Source organism: Naumannella halotolerans (assembly GCF_004364645.1).
Classification (GTDB): Bacteria; Actinomycetota; Actinomycetes; order Propionibacteriales; family Propionibacteriaceae; genus Naumannella; species Naumannella halotolerans.
In genome coordinates this window covers 1410475-1432932 of record NZ_SOAW01000001.1, presented here as the reverse complement: position 1 = coordinate 1432932, position 22458 = coordinate 1410475, and the positions used below count along the sequence as shown (strand labels likewise).

19 protein-coding genes are annotated in these 22458 nt (G+C 69.2%); 16 read left to right on the top strand and 3 right to left on the bottom strand.

Features of this window, described 5'->3' with window-relative positions:
- Position 1 precedes the first annotated feature (1 nt).
- The 10 genes from CLV29_RS06615 (at position 2) to CLV29_RS06570 (ending at position 10366) form a co-directional block, all read left to right on the top strand.
- A complete protein-coding gene (locus CLV29_RS06615; RefSeq protein WP_133754168.1) occupies positions 2 to 2170 on the top strand; it encodes an ATP-dependent DNA helicase UvrD2 in 2169 nt (722 codons plus the stop codon).
- 124 nt (positions 2171 to 2294) lie between these two features.
- A complete protein-coding gene (locus tag CLV29_RS06610; protein ID WP_133754167.1) occupies positions 2295 to 2531 on the top strand; it encodes a hypothetical protein in 237 nt (78 codons plus the stop codon).
- Between the two features lie 121 nt (positions 2532 to 2652).
- Positions 2653 to 2991, top strand: a complete 339-nt coding sequence (locus CLV29_RS06605) for a WhiB family transcriptional regulator (RefSeq protein WP_208292788.1) — start codon at positions 2653 to 2655, stop codon at positions 2989 to 2991.
- 274 nt (positions 2992 to 3265) lie between these two features.
- The gene (locus tag CLV29_RS06600; protein WP_166649156.1) at positions 3266 to 4279 is read left to right on the top strand and encodes a glycosyltransferase; all 1014 of its coding nucleotides are present in this window, start codon (positions 3266 to 3268) and stop codon (positions 4277 to 4279) included.
- Positions 4276 to 5256 (top strand): glycosyltransferase family protein, encoded by a 981-nt coding sequence (locus tag CLV29_RS06595; RefSeq protein ID WP_133754164.1) that lies wholly within the window; start codon positions 4276 to 4278, stop codon positions 5254 to 5256. The genes CLV29_RS06600 and CLV29_RS06595 overlap by 4 nt, the downstream gene beginning before the upstream one ends.
- Positions 5253 to 6341, top strand: coding sequence for a glycosyltransferase family 2 protein (locus tag CLV29_RS06590; protein WP_133754163.1), 1089 nt, complete (start codon positions 5253 to 5255; stop codon positions 6339 to 6341). The genes CLV29_RS06595 and CLV29_RS06590 overlap by 4 nt, the downstream gene beginning before the upstream one ends.
- The gene (locus tag CLV29_RS06585; RefSeq protein ID WP_133754162.1) at positions 6338 to 7387 is read left to right on the top strand and encodes a glycosyltransferase; all 1050 of its coding nucleotides are present in this window, start codon (positions 6338 to 6340) and stop codon (positions 7385 to 7387) included. The genes CLV29_RS06590 and CLV29_RS06585 overlap by 4 nt, the downstream gene beginning before the upstream one ends.
- Entirely contained in the window at positions 7384 to 8451 is a 1068-nt protein-coding gene (locus CLV29_RS06580) for a hypothetical protein (RefSeq protein ID WP_133754161.1), read from the top strand. Before CLV29_RS06585 ends, CLV29_RS06580 begins: the two co-directional genes overlap by 4 nt.
- Positions 8451 to 9401 (top strand): glycosyltransferase family 2 protein, encoded by a 951-nt coding sequence (locus CLV29_RS06575; protein WP_133754160.1) that lies wholly within the window; start codon positions 8451 to 8453, stop codon positions 9399 to 9401. The genes CLV29_RS06580 and CLV29_RS06575 overlap by 1 nt, the downstream gene beginning before the upstream one ends.
- A gap of 5 nt (positions 9402 to 9406) precedes the next feature.
- Positions 9407 to 10366, top strand: a complete 960-nt coding sequence (locus CLV29_RS06570; protein ID WP_133754159.1) for a WcbI family polysaccharide biosynthesis putative acetyltransferase — start codon at positions 9407 to 9409, stop codon at positions 10364 to 10366.
- A 29-nt stretch (positions 10367 to 10395) separates the two neighbouring features.
- Here CLV29_RS06570 and CLV29_RS06565 read toward each other — a convergent pair whose 3' ends face one another.
- Together CLV29_RS06565 and CLV29_RS06560 are read right to left on the bottom strand one after the other, a co-directional pair.
- Positions 10396 to 11733, bottom strand: coding sequence for an ABC1 kinase family protein (locus CLV29_RS06565; RefSeq protein WP_243831771.1), 1338 nt, complete (start codon positions 11731 to 11733; stop codon positions 10396 to 10398).
- A gap of 191 nt (positions 11734 to 11924) precedes the next feature.
- Complete coding sequence (locus tag CLV29_RS06560) at positions 11925 to 12851, bottom strand: hypothetical protein (RefSeq protein ID WP_133754158.1); 927 nt, start codon at positions 12849 to 12851, stop codon at positions 11925 to 11927.
- A gap of 446 nt (positions 12852 to 13297) precedes the next feature.
- Between CLV29_RS06560 and CLV29_RS06555 the strand changes: the two genes are divergently transcribed.
- Positions 13298 to 13993: a M48 metallopeptidase family protein gene (locus tag CLV29_RS06555; protein ID WP_243831770.1), complete on the top strand. Its 696-nt coding sequence runs from the start codon at positions 13298 to 13300 to the stop codon at positions 13991 to 13993.
- 144 nt (positions 13994 to 14137) lie between these two features.
- Here CLV29_RS06555 and CLV29_RS06550 read toward each other — a convergent pair whose 3' ends face one another.
- Positions 14138 to 15757 carry a zinc-dependent metalloprotease gene (locus tag CLV29_RS06550; RefSeq protein ID WP_133754157.1) on the bottom strand — a complete coding sequence of 540 codons (1620 nt, stop codon included), beginning with the start codon at positions 15755 to 15757 and terminating at the stop codon, positions 14138 to 14140.
- Positions 15758 to 15937: 180 nt separating this feature from the next.
- Between CLV29_RS06550 and CLV29_RS06545 the strand changes: the two genes are divergently transcribed.
- The 5 genes from CLV29_RS06545 to CLV29_RS06525 are packed head-to-tail and all read left to right on the top strand — an operon-like array spanning position 15938 to position 22430.
- Positions 15938 to 16417: a molybdenum cofactor biosynthesis protein MoaE gene (locus CLV29_RS06545; RefSeq protein WP_133754156.1), complete on the top strand. Its 480-nt coding sequence runs from the start codon at positions 15938 to 15940 to the stop codon at positions 16415 to 16417.
- Complete coding sequence (locus tag CLV29_RS06540; protein ID WP_166649155.1) at positions 16399 to 17463, top strand: YlbL family protein; 1065 nt, start codon at positions 16399 to 16401, stop codon at positions 17461 to 17463. The genes CLV29_RS06545 and CLV29_RS06540 overlap by 19 nt, the downstream gene beginning before the upstream one ends.
- Entirely contained in the window at positions 17457 to 18017 is a 561-nt protein-coding gene (locus tag CLV29_RS06535; protein WP_133754154.1) for a PPA1309 family protein, read from the top strand. The genes CLV29_RS06540 and CLV29_RS06535 overlap by 7 nt, the downstream gene beginning before the upstream one ends.
- Before the next feature lie 30 nt (positions 18018 to 18047).
- Positions 18048 to 20903: a UPF0182 family membrane protein gene (locus CLV29_RS06530; protein WP_133754153.1), complete on the top strand. Its 2856-nt coding sequence runs from the start codon at positions 18048 to 18050 to the stop codon at positions 20901 to 20903.
- 3 nt (positions 20904 to 20906) lie between these two features.
- A complete protein-coding gene (locus CLV29_RS06525) occupies positions 20907 to 22430 on the top strand; it encodes an amidohydrolase (protein WP_208292787.1) in 1524 nt (507 codons plus the stop codon).
- Positions 22431 to 22458 lie beyond the last annotated feature (28 nt).

Here is a 22458-nt window from a genome sequence, read left to right as displayed (position 1 = left end):
GATGTCGGCCTTGTCGGCCACGGCGCCTATCGTGGTCACCGTGAGTGTGCTGCAGTCGGCGTTGTCGGCCCAACCCGAGCGTCTGCTGGCCGACCTCGATCCCGACCAGCGGGAGGTGGCCACCAGTCTGCTGGGGCCGGTGGCGGTGATCGCCGGCGCCGGCACCGGGAAGACCCGGGCGATCACCCATCGCATCGCCTATGGCATCGTCACCGGCACCTATGAGCCCAATGCCGTCCTCGCGGTGACCTTCACCACCCGGGCGGCCGGTGAGCTGCGGGCCCGATTGCGTCGGCTCGGGGTGCCGGCGGTCGCCGCCCGTACCTTCCACTCCGCGGCACTGCGGCAGGCGCAGTACTTCTGGCCCCGGGTGCACGGCAACGAACTCCCCCCGGTGCAGGCGAACCGGATGTCGCTGGTGGCCGAGGCTGCCTCCCGGTTGCGGATCTCCACCGACACCGCGGTGCTGCGGGATCTCGCCGGGGAGATCAGCTGGGCCAAGGTGAGCAATGTCCCCGCCGAGTCCTATGCCTCGATGGCCGGCTCGATGGGCCGGGAGGTCTCCTCGGTCGACCACCCGACCGTGGCCCGGGTGATGGAGGCCTATGAGGGCGCCAAACGTGCCCGGGCCGTGATCGACTTCGACGACATCTTGTTGTGCACCGCCTCGTTGTTGGCCGACGACCCCCAGGTCGCCGCCCAGGTCAGGGGGCAGTACCGACATCTGGTCGTCGACGAGTACCAGGACGTGAGCCCGCTGCAGGAGGCGGTGCTCAAACTGTGGTTGGGCTCGGCCAACGAGATCTGCGTGGTGGGCGATCCGGCACAGACCATCCACTCCTTCGCCGGTGCCCGGGCCGACTTCCTGACCGGTTTCGCCCGGCGCCATCGCGATGCCTCGGTGATTCGGCTGGTCCGCGACTACCGCTCGACCCCGCAGGTGGTGGAGGCGGCCAACCAGGTGCTGTCCCGAGCACCCCGGACCGCCGGGCTGCAATCGGGATCCCTGGTGGCCCAGCGTCCGGCCGGTCCGCCGGTCCTCTATGCCGGCAGCAGTGACGAGGCGGCCGAGGCCGCGGCGGTGGCCGACTGGCTGGCCGGACTGCGCGATGCCGGGACCGATCCGCGGGAGATGGCGGTGCTGTTCCGGATCAACGCCCAATCGCCGGCCTACGAACAGGCGCTGGCCGATCGCGGACTGCCCTATGTGGTACGTGGTTCCGAGCGTTTCTACGACCGCGCCGAGGTACGGCGGGCCCTGCAACTGATCGGCGCCCATCTCGCCGATGACGACCGGGACCCGGTCGAGGAACTGACGATGGTCCTGCAGTCGGCCGGGTGGAGTGTCGATCCGCCCGCGGGTGCCGGGGCGGTACGGGAGCGGTGGGAGTCCTTGGCGGCCCTGCGTTCGGTGGCCGAGGACCTGCGCCGGGCCGACCCGGAGGTCACCTTCGGACAGGTGGCCGGTGAACTGGCCCGCCGGGCGGCCGAACAACATGCTCCGGTCGCCCACGGGGTGACCGTGGCGACCATCCATGCGGCGAAGGGCCTCGAATGGGACGCCGTCGCGGTGGTCGGGGTGCAGGAGGGCACGCTGCCGTTCGTGCTGGCGACCTCCCCGGCGCAGGTGGCCGAGGAGCGGCGGTTGTTCTACGTCGCGCTCACCCGCGCCCGTGAACATCTGCGCGTCTCCTGGTCCCCGGGTCCGAGGAACCGGCGGCCTTCGAGGTTCCTCGACGGTCTGCGCCCGGCCCAGGAGGCGAGGACGCAGAGCGGTCGGGGAGCCCGTCCCGGACGTCGCGAACGCTCCAGTGTGCTCGCCGCGACCTGCCGCAGTTGTGACGAGCCGTTGAGCAGCGCCGCCGAACGCAAACTGGGCCGGCACACCGAGTGTCCGGCGACCTACGACGAGGCCACCTTGGTCCGGCTGCGGGACTGGCGCCGCGAACGAGCCGCCGAACAGAAACTGCCGGCCTACTGCGTGTTCACCGATGCCACCTTGGTGGCGATCGCCGAAGCGCGGCCGAGTGACGATGCGGGACTGCTGCGGATCAACGGTCTGGGCCGTTCCAAACTGGAGAAGTACGGCGCCGAGGTGCTGCAGATCCTGAACTCCGACGATGATCAACTTCTGCCCGGACGCAACGACGCCGACAATTTGTCCGAATAATCGCTTGCACCCGATCGGCGTGCTCCGTAAAGTCCAACCTGGCGTTCGACCGGGCGCCGGACAAGGCCACATCGGACCGCCGATCCGATGCACACGAGAGGAGGAATGCGAAATGGAAAACACGATGATCAAGTACCTGCCGACGTTGTCGGCTGCTTGCCATACCTCCGCCACCGCCCCGCGGTTCATCACTGACGCATTCCGTACCTCTGCCGTTGCCACCGGCCTCGGCCGCAAAACGGTCACCGGTGAGCGCGTGCGACTGGTGGGCGAGGTGCCCAATTCCCAAGGCGCCGGTATCGACCCGTTCGGTCGTACCGCCGCTCAGCGAAGTTCGGATTCTCGACGAAGTCCGGTGTAACAGCGCACCGTTGACTCCAGGCCGTGGATCCGATCATCCGGAATCCATGGCCTGATTTCTTTTTCCAGGCATGGTTTTCGGCCCAGCTACCCCCATCAGGCCACACAACCAGGAGAAAACCATGACTGCCAGGCTGGACGAGGTACGAACACAGGCATTGCCGTGTCACCTTGTTGATCCGGAGGTCTTCTTCGCCGAGTCACCCAACGACGTCGAGTTCGCCAAGTCCCTGTGCACCGACTGCCCACTGCGGACCCAGTGCCTGGCCGGAGCGTCGGAGCGTGCCGAGGCGGCCGGTGTCTGGGGTGGCGAACTGTTCGTCAACGGTGTGATCGTCTCCCGCAAGCGGGGACGTGGACGGCCACGGAAGAACCCGGCACCGGTGCAACCGGTGGTGCGCCGCGAGGTGGCACCGAATCCGCTGCGGGTGCCGACCAGGGTCGGTACGCGGGCAGCCTGAGGCGTGGGCCGGAACGACCGTTCCGGCCCACGCCCTACCGGTGCGGCCGCACTCGCCGGCGGGTGCCGCCACACCCAAGCGGTCGGCGATGGGCTGATCGGCGCAGGTCGTCGCTGCCGGTTCTCCACGATGTCGGTCCGCGATGTCGGCCCGGTGGGATATCGTCGGCCTCTGTCACTCGATTGATTCCGTCATTCGATTGAGGAGAGAACGTGAGCACCGATATGCAGCAGCATCACCCCCGACACCGCACCGGTGTGCAGAACCCCGCCAGTTGAGCACCGCCCCCCTACGCGTCCAGTCCGTTCCCTCAGCACACAACTACGTCCGCCACCTTCGCCCGGTCCCACCGGAGGCTGATCTGCGATGGCTGGCCGACCCTCCGGTACCGGGCGCCCCGAGTGGTCAGTGGTGGCCGTCGCCGGTCTTCGATCCGGGCTGGGCTGCCCAGCGGACCGCCGACCTGGTCCACCTGCACTTCGGATTCGACCACCTCGCACCGGCCGCCGCACGGGACTGGCTGGCCGAGCTGCGCCGCGCCGGCATCGCCTTGGTGCTGACGGTCCACGACCTGACGAACCCGCACCTGCACGACCAGTCCGGGTACCGACAGACCCTCGGAGTTCTGGTGCAGGGGGCCGATGCGGTGATCACCCTGACACCGGGGGCGGCGACCGAGATCGCCGAGCACTGGCAGCGTGAGGCCGTGGTGCTGCCGCATCCGCATGTGGTCGGGCTCGACCGGCTCTGCGACCCTCGCCCCCGGATGGACGGACCGTTGCGGGTGCTGCTGCCGCTCGGAGCGTTGCGCGCGAACACCGACCCGGAGTTGATCCCGGTGATCGCCCGCCAGCTGCCCGCGGGGAGCGAGCTGACGGTGGATCTGCGTCCGGGCCTGCGCGCCCGGTTGGCGCCGGAGCTTCGTGGCGACGGCCGGCAGTGGCAGGTGGTCGAACGGGCCGCCGGGGATGAGGACGAGTTCTTCGACCACGTGGCGGGTTTCGACGTGATCGTCCTGCCGTACCGCTGGGGAACGCACTCGGGGTGGGTGGAACTCGGTCACGACCTGGGCAGGCCGGTGGTGGCACCGCGGATCGGCTGGTTCCATCAACAACACGCGGTGCACAGCTGGACCGATCCGGGAGCCTCCCTCGCCGCGGCACTGGCAGACGCCATCGACGCGGTACCGCAGCCGGCGACCGCGGACCAGCGGCGGACCGAACGCGCGCAGTTGTCCCGGCGGCACCGGGAGATCTACGACCGGGTCAGTGGCGGTGGTGTCGGGTGAACTCGACCATCCACGTCGTACCGGGCCCGCGAGAGCATGGCGTCGTCCTGCATGCGTTGCAACTGCTGGACCAGCCGGCCCTGGCCTCGGCCAGCGTGCGGCGCCGGATCCCCGACCCGGGCCAGTTCACCGGTCCGCTCCATCTGCACGTCACCGATCATCTGTGGGGCCCCACCCCGGGTACGGCCGCCGATCGGATCACCGCCCTGGCCGCCGGCACCTCGATCGGCGTCACCCTGCACGACATCCCCGACCCGGCCGATCCGCGGACCACCGGTGGCTCCGGGGAACGGGACCGGGTCGCGGCCTACCGGCGGATCGCCGACGCCGCGCAGGTGGTCGTGGTCGCCAGCAAGTTCGAGGCTGAACTGCTGCGCCGGGCCGGCACCCGGGGCCCGATCACCGTGATCGGGCTTCCGCGCGCCGAGCCCCGACCGGCGCCGAGAGATCCCGGCGACCGACTGCCCCAGGTGGCGATGCTGGGATTCCTGCATCCGGGCAAGGGGATGGAGACCGTTCTCGAAACCCTCGGTCGGCTTCGGCTCGACCTGGCAGTGGTCAATCTGGGGCCGATCGCCCGCGGGCACGAGGAGTACGGTCGCCGACTCCACGAGCTGGCGGCCGCACAGGGGACCACGCTGCAGATCAGCGGCTGGCTGAGTGATGCCGACCTGCTGCAGGCCGCCCGTGCGGTGGCGGTCCCGGTGCTGGCCCATCGCCACATGTCGGCATCGGGATCGGTCGGCAGCTGGTGGCAGGCCGGAAGGCGCCCGATCGCGGTGCCCAATCCGTACCTGAGCGAACTCGAGGAGTCGTTCCCGCAGACCCTGGAACTCACCGACGACCTGGCCGGCGCCATTGCCGCGGCCTGGCAGGACCCTGCGCGTACCTGGTTGCCGGCCGGTACGAAGGTGGGCGCGGGCCCGGCCGAGGTCGCCGAACAGCTGGCCCGGACACTGCAGGAGGCGTGGTCATGAGCGCTTCCGACCCCGGCCGGCGCGCGTCGATCAGCGTGGTCGTCCCGTTCTACGACGACCAAGCTGCACTCGACCGTCTGCTGGCGGCGATGGAACTGCAGACCCATACCGGTCCGGTGAGGATCGTCGTGGCCGACGACGGATCGAGGGTGCCGCCGATCCTTCCCCGGTCGAGCAGGTACGCGCTGCACACCGTGCATCAGGACGACCGCGGGTTCCGGGCCGCCGCCGCCCGGAACCTGGCCGTTGCGGCGTACCCGGCCGATCTGCTGGTCTTCCTCGACGCCGACATGGTTCCCGAACCGGGATACCTGGCCACCGTCGTCGCCGCCCTGCAACACCTCGACGTGGTGGTCGGTCGACGCCGGCATGCCGATCTCGGCAACTGGAGCCCGAGCCGGATCGGGGAGTGGTTGACCGGCCGGGCCGCTCCGCCCCGGGAACTGACTCCGCCGGCCTGGCTGGCCGAGGGGTACGCCGCGACGGCGAACCTGGCCGACAGCAATTCGCGCAGCTACCGCTACCTGATCTCGGCGGTGCTCGCCATGACCGCCGAGATGTTCGACCGGATCGGTGGCTTCGACGAGCGGTTCGTCGGCTACGGGGGTGAGGACTGGGATCTGGCCCATCGCTGCTGGCTCGCCGGCGCCCGCTGGCGGTACCTGCCCGGGGCCGTCGCCTGGCACAACGGAGCGGACCTGGCCGGACGCCTCGATGCCGACGAACTGGCTCAGGTCCTGGACCGGCAGCGTGAGCGGCTCACCCCGCTGCTGCCCGACCCCTGGTTCCGAAGGCTGCAGGACCATCCGGGTGCTCACCCGCCGACGCAGGTGCCGTCGGTGGCGGTGATCCTCACCGAACCCGAACTGCCCGCCGACAGCCTCGAACTGCTCGTCGCCGGCCTCGCGGCAGGGGGAGAGGTCCACCTGTGGCTGGATCTTGCGGGGCAGTGCTGGTCCGGTGGACCGTTGCCACCGGGGGTACATCTGGGCCGCCCGTCACCGGAGGAACTGTCGCGGATCCCGCTGGTGATCGACGGCACCGTTGCGGCCACCCGGTGGGCCCCGAAGGGAGGAGTCGGATGAGGATCGACCTGATCGGGCCGAGCTGGTTCCCGCTGTGCCAGCCCTTCGTCGGAGGTCTCGAGGCCTTCGTCTGGCACCTGGCCCGGGGACTGGTCGCCCGGGGGCATCAGGTACGGCTGCACGCCCCGGCCGGAACCCAGCCGCCGGCCGGCTGCGAGGTGATCGAGTTCGCCGCACCCACGATGCTCGGCGATGTCCCCGAACAGGCGGAGCTGGACGCGGTCAGCTATCGCCAGGTGATGGCCGACGTGCTCGCCGGGGACGCCGATGTGGTCCACAACAATGCCCTGCACCCGCTGCCGGTGAAGCAGTCCCTCCTCGGCGGGCCGCCGATGCTGACCACCTTGCACACCCCGCCGCTGCGTCGGATCGTGGGACCACTGCGCAATGTCGGTGCCCGGCATCATGTGGTCGCGGTCAGTCGGGCGCTGCGTTCGCTGTGGCCACTGCGCGGGATCGAGGTCGTGCCGAACGGAGTGGACACCGACCTGTTCACTCCTGGTGCGGGGGGTGAGGATCTGTTGTGGGCCGGTCGGATCACACCGGAGAAGGGAACCCATCTGGCGATCGACACCGCCAGGTCGCTCGGGCGTTCGATCCGACTGGTGGGCAGCATCTACGACGAGGAGTACTTCGCCGAGGTGATCCGGCCGGAGCTCGGCCCCGAGGTGCAGTACCTGGGTCCGGTCCCGCAGGACGAACTGCCCGGCATCTACGGTTCGGCCGGTGCGCTGCTGGTGACTCCGTGCTGGGACGAACCGTTCGGCATGGTGGCCGCGGAGGCGATCGCCTGTGGTACCCCGGTTGCTGCTCTGCGCCGCGGCGGACTGCCCGAGGTGGTGACCGAGCAGGTCACCGGGTGTTTCGCCCAGGAACCGGGAGAACTGGCCGCGGCGGTGGAGGCCGCGCTCGGTCTGAACCGCCGTCAGGTGGCGATGGTCGGGCGGCGCGACCTGTCGCTGGACCGGATGGTCACCGCCTACGAGCGGCTCTACCGCAGCCTGAGCGAGGCCCGGGCCGATATCTTCGAAGGCGCCCGGGTGTGATCGGCTACTACATCCACCACCACGGGAACGGACACCTGAACCGGGCGCGGGCGATCGTCTCGGCGATCGTGGCAGAACATCCGGGGCTCGACGTGACGATCTTCTCCACCCTCCCGCCGGCCGGTTTCGGACGGTGGCACCCCTTGCCGGCCGACGACGAGCCCGGAATCGACCGGCAGGCCGCGACCGCCGGTGGTCAGTGGCACTGGGCGCCGCAGGACTCGGCCGGTCATCGACGGCGGATGGCCGTGATCGCCCAATGGGTCGCCGATCATCCCGGAGCGGTCCTGATCAGCGATGTGTCGGCCGAGGTGGCGGTGCTGGGCAGGTTGCTGGGGGCCAGGGTGGTCGTGATCGCCCAACCCGGGGACCGGACCGACCGTCCCCATGACCAGGCCTACGGCTCGGCCGATCTGATCATCGCGCCCTGGCCACGGGCCCTATACGAACCGGACTGGTTGTCGGTGCACAACCCGAAGGTGCATTGGGTCGGTGGGATCTCCGGCCTGGACCCGGTCACCGGCCATGGTCGACGAGATACCGCCGATCGACAGGACGTTCCTGGTCACGGGGCCGGAGTTGATCACGGGGGCAGTGGTGATCGGGGAGCTCGTCGGCAGCTCTCCGGCCAGCGACCCGTCGCGGCCTGGCTGCCGGGTACCGAGGGTGGATGGTCGGACGCCGAGCTGGACCGGGCGCGCGCGGCAACCCCCGGCTGGGAGTGGATCCGTGGCCGGGGACTCGGCGCCTGCGAGTTGTCTGCGCTGCTGACACAGGCGCAGCTGGCCGTCGGCATCAGCGGCCTGGGTACGGTGGCCGATCTGGCTCTGCTGTCGGTGCCGGCGATCCTCCGACCCGCGCCGCGACCGTTCGATGAACAGGCGGTGACCGCCGGGGTCCTCGCCGACCACGCGCTGGCCACCATCGTCACCGAACCGGTCACCGACTGGGCGGCCGTCGTCCGACGAACGATCGACCGACCCGACCGGTGGTCCCTGTGGCAGGCAGCCGGTGCCCCGCAGCGGGCTGCCGCGTCGATCACCGGTCTGCTGGGTGGTCGCTGATGTCGACGGCGGTGGTGACCCTGGCCTTCGGCCGCACCGAACATCTGGCACAGCAGGCCCGGATGCTGGCTGCCGGCACCCAGCTCCCCGACGACTATGTGGTCGTGCGGATGCGCGCAGGTGATCAGGTGCGCGTGCCTGCGGGTGATCAGGTGCGCGTGCCTGCGGGTGATCAGGTACATACGGCTGCCGATGACCTTGCAGACGTACCCGTGGATGATCATGCAGGGATACCCGTGGATGATCACGCCGGCACGGTTGATCCCGCGCTGTCGACCCGATGGCTGGACCTGCCGGTCGATCCGGCGCGGCTGCCGCTCGCCGCGGCCCGCAACCTCGGTGTCGAGGCGGCGATCGAGGCCGGTGCGCAAACGGTGATCCTGCTGGATGTCGACTGCGTTCCCGCTGCCCGGCTGGTCGAGAGTTACCGCCGGCTGACCGCACAGCAACCGGAGGTGATCTGGTCGGGACCGGTCACCTATCTCTCACCCGAACAACGGGTCGCCGAGCTCGCCGCACCGGCCGAGCTGGCGGCCTGGACAGATCCGCATCCGGCCCGGCGCAGCGCCGTACCGGGTCCCGACGGATTGCCCCGCGACCTTTTCTGGTCCCTGTCCTTCGCGCTCACCGCAGCCACCTGGCGAACCGTCGGCGGATTCTGCACCGACTACACCGGCTACGGCGGGGAGGACACCGACTTCGCGCGTCTGGCCGAGGCTTCCGGAATCGGACTGGGATGGTCGGTCGAGCCGATGGCCTACCATCAGTACCACCCGACGCGGACGCCGCCGGTGCAGCACCTGCAGAGCATCGTCGCCAATGCCAATCTGTTCCGCTCCCGCTGGTCGGAGTTCCCGATGGTCGGGTGGCTGGAGGAGTTCGCCCGCCGTGGTCTGATCCGGCTGCGCGGTGAGCATTGGGAGTTGACCGACCAGATCCAGGAGGGGTGACGCCGATGTCACAACAGCAGCGGACAGCTGCTACGAGCGAGGACTCGGGCCGCCGCCGCCACTACGGGACCTTCTACGGTCTGAGCGAGATCCCCGACAGCGGACTACCGGTGACTGTGGTGCTGGGCAACTGTCTCGCCGAGTCCCTGCGGGTCTGCCTGGACAGCCACCGGCACGTACCGGACCTGCAGACGGTGCGGATCCCGCCGGTCCATGAGTTGACCGCCGCCGATCTGCCGTACCTGCAACGATTGCTGGCCCGGACCGACGTCTTGTTGGCCCAACCGGTCCGGGAGAACTACCGCGAGCTCCCGTTGGGGACCGACCAGGTGCGACAGCTGCTGCCCGCGGGTGCACAGGTGGTGCTCTTCCCGACGGTGCGCGACAACACCGCCCATCCCTTCCAGGTGCTGGTCCGCGCTCCCGGCCTGGCCGAACCCGACATCCCGTACCAGGATCTGCGGCTGATCGCCGAGGTGGCCGGGATCAGCGGTGGTCCCCACGAACTCGGCGCTGCGGAGTTCGCCGCCGCCCTGCGACAGATTTCCACCGACTCGATCACCACCATGCGTGATCGCGCCGCCGCCCAGCAGACCATCGAGATCCACGATGTGGTCGCCGCCCGCCCGGGGCAGTTCTGGACCCTGAACCATCCCGACAACGGCCTGGTCCGTGCTCTGGCCGAGCGGGTACGTGCCCGGCTGGGGCTGGACACCGAGGTGACCGATCCCGGACGGGTGCTGCTCGGATCGGTCCGGGCGCCGGTGGATGCCGAGGTGGTGCAGGCTCTCGGGCTGGACCGGGAACCGTCGGCGGAGTGGCTGATCGACAACCAGCGAGTCCCCGACGACCGGGTCCGGCGCGAACACCGCACGTTCTGGGACAGCCATCCCGAAGTGATCGAAGAGGCGCTGGAACAGCATGCCGACCGCCTGCAGCTGCTGGGCTGGCGGTTGTCCGGGTAGGCGGCGCCGCTACCGGCACGACGCCCGACTCACTCGCGTTCGACCTGCCAGCCGGGGAGGAACTCGGCCAGCACACCGGAGAAACCGGCCCGGACATCCAGCTGCGCCAGGACCGCGATCCCACTCAGCCACACCCGATGGATCAGCAGGTAGTGGGCGGGAAGATTGAGCTGGGTGGCGATGCCGCCGGGACGGACCGTGGCGTTGACCCGCTCGAACTCGGTACGCATCCAGTGACGGGTGAAATGGAACTCCGGTGCCAGTGCCGGCTCGATGAAGGGGGAGAGGTAGTCGAGCAGTTCGGTGGCGCTGACATCGGCGTCGGGACGGACGAAGCCCTCGGCGCGCAGCCCGGCCAGGGTTCCTTCGCCGTCGCCGCTCGCAGCCATGGACATCAGGCGGCCCATGGCCTCGGGAAGTCCGTTCGGCATCGACTCGACCAGGCCGAAATCGACCACGCCCAGGCGGCCGTCGGGCAGGACCTTGAAGTTGCCCGGGTGGGGATCACCGTGCAGCAGGCCGGCTTCGCGGGGCCCGGCGAACAGGAACCGGACATAGCGCAGGCCGATCGCATTACGGTGCTCGGGCTCCAGATCCGCGGCCCTCGACAGCGGCATCCCGTCGACCCAGTCGCTGACGATGACATGCTGGGTGTGCAGCCGCACGGTCGGTACGACGAACTCGGGGTGGCCGTCGAATCGTTCGGCGGCCTGTTGCTGACTGGCGGCCTCGATGGCGTAATCGGTCTCCTGTCCCATCCGTCGGACCAGCTCGGCGATCAGTGGCTTCACCTCCAGGCCACCGGTCAGCGGGGCGAACATCGACGCCACCCGATGCAGTGAACGCAGGTCGGTGGCCAGCGCCTGATCGGCCCCGGGGTACTGCAGCTTCACCGCCACCGGTGTACCGGTCGCCTTCCAGATTGCCTTGTGCACCTGGCCGATGGAGGCCGCCGCGACCGGTCGGGGGCCGAAACCGCTGAACAGCGAGGGCCAGTTCGAGCCGAGTTCGGCGGCGAGGATGCTCTGTACCCTCGACGGTGGCATCGGTGGCGCGGAGTCCTGCAGCTTCCGCATCCGCATCCGGTACGGCGCCGCGATCTCCTCCGGCATGGCGGATTCGAAGACCGACAGCATCTGGCCGAGCTTCATCGCGCCGCCTTTCAACTCACCCAGGACCTGGAAGAGCTGTTCGGCGGCCTGCTCGCGTGACTGGGCGTCGGCGCTCGCGCGGTCCATGCCACCGATCCGGTTGCCCAGGCGGCGTCCGGCGCGTCCGGCAGCCCCGGCCGGCAGGGAGAGCAACCGGCCGGTACGGGAGAGGGTTCCGCGTCGGAGCGAGAACTTGTCGTCGTCGGCTGGGGTCACAGTTCCATTGTGACTGACGACCGTGACGTGGGTGGCAGGCGAGGCCCGGGCCGATGCCGGCATTTGCGGTCGCAATTGGGCCATTGCTGCCGCATATGGCAGCGATGGCCGAATGACTACCCACAATGCCGGCGCCGAGCCGAAAGCCCGACAGCGGATCAGCCAGATCGCTGAGGTGCGATGTCACCCGCTCACTCGCTGGCACCGCAGGGACAGTCGGGATGAGCACGGTAGCGGCGGTGGGTCGGCAGCCAGGTGCTGGTGTCGAGTTCGACGCTGGCGCCGAGGCAGAACGGTGACCGATCGGCGGCCAGGGCCTGACTCTGGGTGAGCAACTGGCCCAGTGCCCAGGTTCGCAGCCCGGGCCCGGGCTCCTCAGCGGGGCGGGCCAGTTGCGCGGCCAGCCACGGCCAGTCGCGGTCGTGGTCGCGTCGGTGCAGATCGGCGCAGCGCGGACAGGGGGTGATCGCGGGAAGCACGAGTGGTCCCACTCGTACCCAGGTCGACGCCGAGTCGACCAGCAGGTACGGGTGCCCGGTTGCGTGGACGGTCGCGACCACCGCCCGGTCGGCCTCCCTGCTTCCCAGGGCCAGCACACACAGACCCGGGTCCGCGCCGAGCGCGCTCGGGTCCGGTGGACTCAACCGGCGGGGGTGGCGCAGCAACCGGGCGCGCCGACCGAGCTGACGCAACAGGTGAGCGGCTTCCTCGACCAGCACACCACTGCCGATCAGTGTGACTGAACCGCAGGCCACAGGCGGTGGCGAAGCGAGGCTCGCGCCGCCGCCGGAGCGGGTGGTGCCGGCCGTGAGGTGACCGGATCCCGCCAATGCCTGCAGGACGAGCTCGATCTCGGTCCGCCGAAGACCTGTCCGGGCCGCCAGTCCGGTCGGCGAGGAACGCCCGTCGAGCGCGAGCAGCAGGGGTTCGAGCCTGGCCGGTAGCAGGACGGGCCGGTGGTGCAGACCCACCTGGTGAGTGCCGTCCGGTCGCTGCAGGATCGGGCTGTCGGGGTTGAGCCGCGGACGTTCGGGGATCGTCATCACACCATCGTCGGCCCCCGGATCGAGGTGTCCGGAAGATTTCCACAGGCCCTTGCGCCGGTCCGAACGTGACACCGGCCGATCCGCAGTCGATCCGGCCGGTGGCCCGCGTGCCGCGACGGGTCGTCAGTCGTTGACGTGCGGACATGGAGAAGGCCCCCGGGAACATCGGTTCCGCTAGCCTTCCCCTGCGAGCGGGCCGACCATCCGGGGGCCTGTGCAAGAAACCTAGGGCAGTCCGAGCAGGCCGTCAAGCGGGTGTCGAAGGACTGCCGCACGCTGCGTCCACGGCCTGTGGAAAACTTTGTGGATCCGGTGTGGAGCGCGCCGGTCATCCCTGTGGAGCAACTCCCTCATCGGGGGAGAACCCGCATACCAGTGGTGCTCTTGGTCCGGTCCGGGGAGCACAGTCCTCGCCGAGAAAGAATTTTTCGGCCCGGTGAACCGGGTGGCTGATGATCACCCGCGGGTCCGATCGGTGAACGGTCCCGATGTCGGACCCGGATGCAAGAATGTGGCCCATGTCAGGTTCAGGCGGGCACAGACCCGACGGAGGCGAAGCAGCGTCGGCCGACATGGTCCCGGCCGGTGACGAGCACGCGGTCGAGCTGAAGGGGGCGGCGCCGTCCGATCATGGCCGGGTCGAGGTCGAGGTACGACGCAGCGCCCGTCGCCGACGTACCATCACCGCCTACCGCGACGCAGGCAAGATCGTGGTCATGCTGCCGCAGCACACGACGAAGGCCGAGGAACGCCAGATCGTGCCCGAGATGGTCTCCAAGGTCCTGGCCAAGGAATCCCGGCAGCGCAGTCCCGACAGCGAGCCCGATCTTTTGCGGCGGGCTGCCGAGCTCAGCCGCGAACACCTCTCGGCGGTCGGGGCGCCGCTACCGGCCAGCGTGCGCTGGGTCGGCAACCAGAACACCCGGTGGGGTTCCTGCACCCCCTCGGCAGGGACGATCCGCCTGTCGGACCGGATGCGACCGATGCCCAGCTGGGTCGTCGACTATGTGTTGTTGCACGAGTTGGCGCATCTGGTCGAGCGGGAACACAATGCGCGGTTCTGGTCCCTGGTGAATGCCTACGCCGATGCCGAACGGGCGAAGGCCTATCTGTCCGGTTGGAGCGATGCGCTGGCCCGGACCGAGACTGCCCGGACCGAGCCGAGCCCAGCCGAGCTGAGTCGGACCGAGCCGAGCCAGGCCCAGCCGAGCTGAGTCGAACCGAGCCGGTCCGCCTGAGTCGGTCCGCCCGAGTCAGTCCGCCCGAGTCAGTCCGCCCGAGTCAGTCCGCCCGAGCCAGACCGCCTGAGTCAGACCGCTTGAGTCAGACCGCCCGAGCCGGACCGTCCGGTTCCCGAGTCACCCTTGCGGGCGATCGGGCCCCGAGTCGTCGGCGTCGGAGTCCGGTTCATCCGGTCCCGAGCCGGTGTCACCGTCGAGCAGGGAGTACAGCGCGGCGTCGAAGTCGTCGCCCTCGTCGTCCCCACCGGGCGCGTAACCCAACGGGTCGGCGAGATCCTCGCTGCTCGGCAACAGGTCTGGATGGGTCCAGGCCGCCTCCCGTGCCTGTGCCCCGGAGCGCTGCCGCAGGACCTGCCACAGCTTCGCGGCCTCGCGTACCTTCCGCGGACGCAGTTCCAGCCCGACCAGCTGGGTCAGGGTCTCCTCGGCCGGGCCGCCGGCGCCGCGTCGCCGGCGGATCAGCTCGGCCAGGGCCTCGGCATTCGGCAACCACTTCTCCGCCACCGTCGCCACGACATCGTCGACCCAGCCCTCGACCAGGGCCAACAGGGTCTCCAGCCGTTCCAGGATGCGTTCCTGATCGGGCGTCCTGGCCGGGACGAACAAGGTGTTGTCCTGCAGCTGGCGGGCGATCTTCTGCAGCGATTCCGGGTCCAACCCACCGGCCGAGCCCATCAACTCCTCCAGCCGGGAGGTGTCGATCGTGATCTGCTTGGCGTACTCCTCGATCAGGGCCAGCACCTGCGGGCGCAACCAGGTCGCATGGGCGAACAACCGCTGCCGGGCAGCCTCGCGCAGGGCGAGGTAGATCAGCAGGTCGTCGGTGTCACCGTCCAGGCCGTCGGCGAAGGCGTCGATGTTGCTGGGCACCAAGGCGATGGTGGAGGCATCCAGCAGCGGCAGCCCGTTGTCGGTCCCGCTCAGGATGTCGCCGGCCACCGCACCGATTCCCTGTCCTGCCTGCATACCGAACATCTGCGAACCGCTGGTGCGCAGCATCGGCTTCAACATCTGTTCCATACCGGCCAGCATCTGTGCCTCCGGGCCGTCGCCGAAGGTCATCGTGTCGGCCATGGCCGAGGCCATGTTGGTGGCCACCGGGTCGACCAGGCGCTGCCAGACCGAGATCGTCTTCTCGATCCATTCGGCCCTGGACCAGGCCCGGGCGGCGGCCGAGGAGGCGGGCAGTTCGGTGGCACCGTCCAGCCAGGACTGGGCCAACCGGACGGCATCGGCGACCGCCTCCTGCTGAGCCCGCGTCGGCGTCGGATCGCTGCCCTGGGCAGCGGCTGCCTTGCGGGCGACATCGCGGACCACATTCCAGTTCACACCGTCGGCGGTACCAGCGGCAGTGGCCGACGCATTCGGCGCCTGGAAACCGATCCGGTTGCCGGACTCCGCGGCGGCACCGAACTGACCGGCGCCGAACTGGCCGAGACCGAGTTGCGAGAGGGCCTGCTGCACCTGTTGCATCAACTGGGAGAAGTCGCCCCCGCCGAGCTGGCCGAACATCGCCGCGAAGGGGTCGTTCGGGTTTCCTGCGCCGCTGTCCTCGTTCTGCGAGTTGTTCGGCCGTGGGCCCAGACCCGGCTGTGAGTTGCTCTCGGACGAGCCGGGGCCACCGGTGTTGCCCGACCCGGGTTTGTCGAACCCGGGCTGGTCGGATCCGGGCTGGTCACCCGACTGGTCGGGATGGTCGTCGGGTCGGTCCGGGTCGAACGGCTCTTTGTCGGACATCACTGACTCTCCTGATTGGTGGTCCACCCATTCAACCGCACTGCGCAAGTTCTCGTACCGCAGACGCCGAGCAGGCGTCCCGACGGATCCGGATCCGGCTCGGGGTTGCTCCGGTCCGAGCAGCGGTACGCCCGGACTCGCGGCTCGGCAGCCAGGGCTCGGGCGGGTAGGGTTTGCGCCGTGTCCACAGAACTCGTCGATCCGGTACGGCTGGCCCGGATCAGCGCCGAGCCACTGAGCGTGGACACGGTCCTGGCCGCGGTCACCGATCCCGGCTGCGGGGGCATCGGCCTGTTCGTCGGTACCGTCCGCGACATCGACCCGGTCTCGATCGGCCTCAGCACCGACCGGGACCCGATCGGGGCCGAGGACCGGGTGGTGGCACTGCAATACACCTGCCACCCGAGTGCGGAGCAGACCCTGGCCGAGATCTGCCGTGAGGTGGCCGGGCGTCACCAGGTACGCCATGTGGCGGTCGAACACCGGATCGGGGACCTCGGCGTCGGGGATCTGGCGGTGGTCGTCGCGACCTCCGCGGTCCACCGTGGACCGGCCCTGGAGGCATGCCGCGACCTGATCGACACCGTGAAGGAACAGGTGCCGATCTGGAAGGAACAGATCTGGGACAACGGCTCCAGCCAGTGGAGTGGAGCCCAGTGACCCGGCAGACGATGACCGCACTGGTCTCGGCGATGGTCTTCGTCGGCCTCGCCATCGGGCTGGCGGTGATCCCCGTACCCTTCGTGGTCTTCACCCCCGGCGGCGCGGTGGACGTGATGGCCACCAACGAGGAGGGCGAGCCACTGGTCGACCTGGGGTCGGTGCAGACCTACCCGACGACCGGGCGGCTGGAGATGACCACCGTCGCCGTCACCCAGGTCAGTGGCACCGTCGGCGTTCCCGAGGCGATCCTTGCCCACTTCCTGCCCAGTCGGGAAACGCTGCCGCGGGAGGCCTACTACCGCGAAGGCGTCACCGCCGACGAGATCGACCAACAGTCCAGCACCGACATGACCACCTCTCAGGACAGCGCCCTGATCGCGGCCCTGCGAGAAGCCGGGCAACCGGTGGAGGAGCGACCGGAGGTGGCCAGCGTCACCAGCGCCGGTCCGGCCGAGGGTCTGCTGCAGGCCGGTGACCTGATCGTCGAGGTCGGCGGGGTGACCACCCGCGCACCGTCGGAGGTGACCAGCCTGATCGGACGGTACGAGGTGGGTGACGAGGTCACCTTCCTGATCCTGCGGGAGGGAAGGGAGATGACCATCCCGGTGGTCCTCGGGGCGTCGAACAGTGACACCGGGGCGCCGATCGTCGGCATCGAGCTGACCACCGGATACCGAGCCACCCCCCAGGTCAGCTACAACGTCGATCCGGCGATCGGCGGCCCGAGCGCAGGCCTGATCTTCGCCCTGGCGATCTACGACAAGATCACTCCCGAACCCCTGCTCGGAGACCTGACCATCGCCGGATCGGGGGAGATCACCCCCGATGGCGTGGTCGGCGAGATCGGCGGCGTGGACGAGAAGATCGCCGCTGCCGAACGCTCCGGTGCGACCGCCTTCCTCACCCCTGCCGGCAACTGCGCCGACATCACCTCCAACCATCCCGACATCGCGGTCGTACCGGTGTCCAGCCTGGCCGAGGCGATCGATGCCGTCGACCTGCTGCGAGATCCCGCGACCGCTGGACAGGTGCCCCGATGCTGACTCCCGACGAACCGACCGATGCCACCGGGGAGGAGCCGGATCTCGACCCGGCCACCAGTGCGCTGGCCGCTGCCCTGATCGAACTCGACCGGCACTGCCAGGCCGAGGGCTGGGACGTACCGCCGAGGCTGTTCGCCCTGGTGCCGACCGAGGAGATCCTGCGCGACTCACCCGAGGTCGCCCAGGAGTTCGGTATCACCGAGTCCGTACCGGGCGCCTGGACCGCCATCGAACAGACCGATTTCGTCACCGACGACGTCCTCGAGTCGCTGCAGCAGGTGCAGTGGCCCGAGGCGGTGAAGGGTTGTGCGCTGGCCCTGGAGCGAAGCTTCCTGCCCGCGGCCGCCGAGGAGGACCTGCCCGAGGACCCCGAGCAGGCGCAGGCCTTCGTCGAGAACCATCCGGACCGACAAGACCTTCGGCTGGTCGTCGGGGTCACCCGGGCCGGTGCCGCCTACGGGGTCGGACGCCTCAGCAGCAGCCCCGAGGACCTGCTCGGCGGCCCCGAACTCGCCCCGGGACTGACCTCCTTGCTAGCGACTACCCTTGCCTGACCAGACCGCGAACTTCCCAGGAGCATCACGATGACGACCCCTGCGCTGCGCCGTCGACGCAACGCTTTGCTGCCGACCCTTGTGGCGCTGGTGGCACTGCTGGTCGTCGGTCTGCTCGCCACCGGCGTGTGGACCGACCGACTCTGGTACGACAACCTCGGTTTTCCGCAGGTCTTCTCCACCCAGTTGCTGACCCGGGTGATCCTGTTTGCCGGTTTCGGTCTGCTGACGGCATTGATCGTGGTCGGGAACGTGGTCCTGGCGTACCGGTTACGCCCCTCGGTCCGCCAGGGGCCGGTCGGCAGCCAGTTGCTCGAGCGGTACCGGGAACTGCTGGAGTCGCGGTTCGTGCCGACGATGATCGCCCTCGGTGGTGCGGTCGCCCTGTTCTCCGGGGCCAGCGCCGCCGGCCAGGTGGCGCTCTTCCTCGCCTTCGCCAACCGCACGCCCTTCGGTCAGGTCGATCCGCGCTTCGGCCTGGACCTGTCCTTCTTCGTCTACGACCTGCCCTGGTACAGCTACATCCTCAGCTTCGCCGTCACCACCTTGCTCACCGCCGCCCTCGGTGTGGCGATCATGAACTACGTGATGGGCGGGCTGCGTTTCGGTCGCGGCGCCCAGAACGTGACCACCGCCGCTCGGGTGCACCTGTCGGTGCTGATCGGTCTGGCCGTGCTGGCCTTCGGTGCCGAGCGCTGGCTCGCCCGCTACAGCTACACCCTGGAGACCGGCACCTTGCTGACCGGTCTCACCTACACCTCCGACAACGTCCAGGTGAGTGCCTCCACCATCCTCGCCGGCATCGCCGTGATCTGCGCGCTGCTGTTCTGGGCCACCATCTTCGTCCGCCGGTGGCTGCTGCCGATGGCGGGCCTGGCGCTGATGGTGGTGTCCTCGCTGATCCTCGGGGTGATCTATCCCGGGATCGTGCAGGCGATCACCGTGGCTCCCGACGAGCCCGACCTGGAACGTCCCTACATCGCCCAGCACATCGCCGCCACGCGCGAGGCCTACGACGTCGAGGACGTGCAGGTCGAGGAGTACTCCGCCGACACGACCGCCACTGCCGGCCAGTTGCGGCAGGACGCCGGGGCCCTGCCGGGCATCCGGCTGATCGATCCGGCGAAGGTCGGCCCGACCTTCGAGCAGCTGCAGCAGGTCCGTGACTTCTACTCCTTCCCCTCGGTCCTGGACGTCGACCGCTATGACATCGACGGTACGAAGACCGACACCGTGGTCGCCGCCCGTGAGCTCGACCCGGCCGGTGTGGAGAACCCGACCTGGAACAACATGGTCACCGTCTACACCCACGGGTACGGGCTGGTCGGTGCCTACGGCAACCGGCGACAGGCCAACGGCACCCCCGAATGGGTGGAGCAGGACATCCCGCCGGAGGGCGAGCTGCCCGAGTACGAACCGCGGATCTACTTCGGCGAGCTGAACACCGGGTACTCGATCGTCGGCGCCCCCGAGGGATCGGCACCGATCGAGATCGACACCCCCGGTGGCGGGGAGAACAACACCCCCACGCTGAACACCTACGACGGCACCGGCGGCGTACCGATCGGCAACTGGTTCAACCGGATCCTCTACGCGATCCGGATGGGTTCGCCGGAGATCCTGCTCTCGGACCGGGTGAACAGCGAGTCCCGGATCATCTACGACCGGACCCCGGTCGAGCGGGTGCAGGCGGCCGCGCCGTGGTTGCAGGTCGACTCCAATGCCTATCCGGCGGCGGTGGACGGCCGAATCAAGTGGATCGTCGACGGGTACACGTTGACGAACAACTATCCGAACAGCCAGCGGATCTCGCTGACCGACGCGATCACCGACTCCCAGACCAATGCCTCGGCCACCACCCAGCCAACGGACTCGATCAACTACATCCGCAACTCGGTGAAGGCGGTGGTCGATGCCTACGACGGCACCGTCACCCTCTATGCCTGGGACGAGACCGATCCGCTGCTGCAGACCTGGCGCAAGGCATTCCCCGATTCGGTGCAGCCCCGTTCGGCGATCAGCGACGAGCTGATGGAACACCTGCGCTATCCCGAGGATCTGTACAAGGTGCAGCGACAGATCCTCGGCAAGTACCACATGACCGACCCGGCGGTCTGGTACCAGGAGAATGACCTGTGGGAGGTGCCGGTGGATCCGGTCGGTGGCAACTCCTCGAAGGTTCCGCCGTACTACCTGTCGGTGCGCTGGCCTCAGGAACAGGAGGACAACTTCGCCCTGACCTCCATCTACGTCCCGAGCAACCGGTCGAACCTGGCGGCCTTCATGGCGGTGAATGCCGACGCGAGTTCGGAGAACTACGGGCAGATGCGGGTGCTGCGGATGTCGGACTCGCAACAGACCGACGGTCCCGGGCAGGTCTTCGCCGCCATGACGAACGATGCGACGGTCGCCGACACCCTGCTGCGCTTCCAGAACGCCGGAACCGCCCAGGTGAGCTACGGCAACCTGCTGACGCTGCCGGTCGGCGGTGGGCTGCTGAACGTGATGCCGGTCTATGTCCAACGGCAGGCCTCGACCGGGTCGTACCCGGCGCTGCAGTTCGTGATCGTCCGCTTCGGTTCCACCGTGGCGATCGATCCCACCCTGCAGGGGGCCCTGGACCAGGTCTTCGCCGGTGATGCCGGTGCCAGCACCGGTGAGGGTGAGGTCGAGGCCGAGGAGGGCGAGGGAACCGAGAGCGATCAGAGCGTCGACCCGTCCGAGGTGGACAATCCGGCCGCCCTGCAGGCGATCAACGACGCGCTGACGGCCAACGAGGAGGCCAACCAGGCCCTGGCCGACGGTGACCTCGGCCTGTACCAGGAGAAGCAGGACGAGGCCGCTGCCGCGACGCGGCGGGCGCAGCAGGCGCTCGGCGGAGGCTGATGGGTGGCCGGATCACTGATCATCCGGCGTGCCCGGCCGGTCCCGTTGACCGCGGACCCGGTCGCGCAGGTCGTCGACGTCCTGATCCGCAACGGCCGGATCGCTGCCGTTGCCGAGAGTGGTACGGCAGCGGCCGGGTTCGAGGACACCGGAGTGCCCGAGATCAACGCCGACGGCCGGTGGCTGCTGCCGGGTCTGTGGGACGGCCATGTGCATCTGCTGCAGTGGGCACGGCTGCGATCCAAACTGGATCTGTCGGCCGCGGAGTCGGCAGCTGATCTGTGTGCCCGGCTGGCGGTCATCGCCGCCGCCGACGAGGGGGACCAGCCGCTGGTCGGTTTCGGCCACCGGTCCGCGGTCTGGCCCGATCTGCCGCTGGTCGCCGACCTGGATGCGGTCACCGGTGATCGACCGACGGCGCTGATCAGCGGTGACTCCCACCAGTGCTGGTTTAACTCGGCGGCGCTACGGATGCTCGGGCTACCACCGGTCAGCGGGGCGCTGTCGGAGGACGACTGGTTCGCGATCGCGCCGCAGGTGGAGCGTCTGTCGGCCCGGGAGTCCGAACATGATGCCTGTGCCCGGGCTCTGCAGGACGCGGCCGACAGGGGAGTCGTCGGGTTGGTCGACTTCGAGTTCGGTGACGGCTGGCGCCGATGGCCGCACCGCTTCGCCGCCGGACTCGACAGGCTGCGGATACAGGTCTCCTGTTACGCCGACGAACTGCCGCAGGTGCTGGCAGCCGGGTTGCAGACCGGCGACCCGTTGGATCGCAGCGGACGGTTGACGATGGGACCGTTCAAGATCATCTCCGATGGTTCGTTGAACACCCGTACCGCTTGGTGCTGTCAGCCCTATGCCGATCACGGTGATCATCCCGGTGGTGATCATGGACAGTCGAACCAGACTCCGGAGGAGTTGCTGGAGCTGTTGCAGCGGTCCCGTATCGGGGGCCTGCAGGTGGCTGTACATGCGATCGGCGACCGGGCGGTGAGTGCTGCCCTGTCGGCGATCGAGGCCAGCGGGGCGCGCGGCAGCATCGAGCATGCACAGTTGCTGCAGCGTTCCGATCTGCAGCGGATGGCCCGGGCGTCGGTGGTCGCGAGTGTGCAACCGGCGCATCTGCTGGACGACCGGGACGTCGCCGAGCAGGTCTGGCCGGACCGTACCGACCGCTGCTTCATGTTCGCCTCGATGCTGCAGGCCGGAGTCACCCTGCGGCTCGGTTCCGATGCCCCGGTGGCGCCGCTGGATCCGTGGCTGGCGATGGCGGCTGCGGTGCACCGCAGTGCCGACGACCGTCCGGCCTGGTACGCCGACGAGGCGCTCACCGCCCAGCAGGCGCTGGCCGCCAGCACCGGCGGCGTCGCGGCCGTCCAGGCCGGCGGTCGCGGCGACCTGGTGCTGGTCGATCGGGATCCGCTGGCCGGTACCGGCTCCGCCGACGCGGCACGGGTGCTGCGGCAGTTGTCGGTCGGGTTGACGGTCGTCGGCGGGCACCTCGTGGGTGGTCCGCTCAGCCGCTGACTCCGGTTTTCGTGACCTGATCGGCGGT